The sequence below is a fragment of the Brachybacterium nesterenkovii genome, from assembly GCF_900163655.1.
GTDB lineage: Bacteria > Actinomycetota > Actinomycetes > Actinomycetales > Dermabacteraceae > Brachybacterium > Brachybacterium nesterenkovii.
The window spans coordinates 1-1,305 of sequence record NZ_FWFG01000087.1 but is presented as its reverse complement, the minus strand read 5'-3'; the positions used below and the strand labels follow the sequence as shown (position 1 = coordinate 1,305).

Genomic DNA, 1,305 nt, shown 5'->3' with positions numbered 1-1,305 from the left:
GCGAGCATCAAGACGACTCACACAACGACTGGACCTACATCACGGGGTCAGCCCAAACGCCCTGCTCTCCGCGGACGCGGACGCCGTTGCCGGCGCGGAGTACGGCCGCCCCAGCAGCGACCGGGTTGCGCAGCGCAACGGCTACCGCCACCGCGACCTCGACACCCGCGTCGGCACGATCGACGTCGCAGTCCCCAAGCTCCGCACCGGCACCTACTTCCCCGAGTGGCTGCTCGAGCGCCGCAAGCGCTCCGAGTCCGCACTGATCACGGTCGTCGCGGACTGCTATCTCGCCGGTGTCTCCACGCGTCGCATGGACAAGCTCGTGAAGACCCTGGGCATCAACAGTCTGTCGAAGTCGCAGGTCAGCAGGATGGCGGAGTCGTTGGACGAGCACGTCGAGCAGTTCCGCCACCGCCCCCTGGACGAGGCCGGCCCCTTCACATTCGTCTCCGCCGACGCCCTGACCATGAAAGTGCGTGAGGGCGGGCGCGTGACCAACGCCGTCGTCCTGCTCGCCACCGGCGTCAACGGAGACGGGCACCGCGAGGTCCTGGGAATGAGGGTCGCGACCAGCGAGACCGGAGCGGCCTGGAACAGCTTCTTCGCCGACCTCGTCGCCCGCGGCCTCGCCGGCGTTCGCCTGGTGACCTCCGATGCGCATGCGGGGCTGGTCGAAGCGATCGCCGCGCATCTTCCCGGGGCGGCCTGGCAGCGGTGCCGCACCCACTACGCCGCGAACCTCATGGCCGTGACGCCCAAGACCATGTGGCCGGCGGTGAAGGCGATGCTGCACAGCGTCTATGACCAGCCCGACGCACAAGCGGTCGACGCGCAGTTCGACCGGCTGCTGGACTACGTGAGCGAGAAGCTCCCGGCCGTGGCCGAGCACCTCGATGCCGCCCGAGCGGACCTCCTCGCGTTCACCGCGTTCCCCAAGGACGTGTGGGTCCAGATCTGGTCGAACAATCCCACCGAGCGGCTGAACAAGGAGATCCGCCGCCGCACCGACTCCGTCGGCATCTTCCCCACCCGCGAGGCGATCGTCCGTCTCGTCGGCGCGGTCTTGGCCGAACAGACCGATGAATGGGCCGAAGGACGCCGCTATCTCGGACTCGACGTCCTCGCCCGATGCCGCCTCAGCCTCGTCCCCGACACCAGCACCGAGGAGGTCACCACCAGCTCCCTGCCCGCTCTGACCGCCTGACCAATCAGCGAAGGATCGCTACACCACTTCCCGGGACTTGACCCAGAATGTCTTCCCGACCAGCCCTGCAGGGCTGCGACGCGCACGAGAATGGATCG

The 1,305-nt window shown here is 68.2% G+C and carries 1 protein-coding gene; it reads left to right on the top strand.

Translation table 11 applies throughout. The annotated features are described in order from the left end of the window. Nucleotides 1-1,207, top strand: a 1,207-nt coding sequence (locus FM110_RS10020; protein ID WP_087104623.1) for an IS256 family transposase, incomplete at its 5' end; no start/stop codon positions are given. Nucleotides 1,208-1,305: the final 98 nt, after the last annotated feature.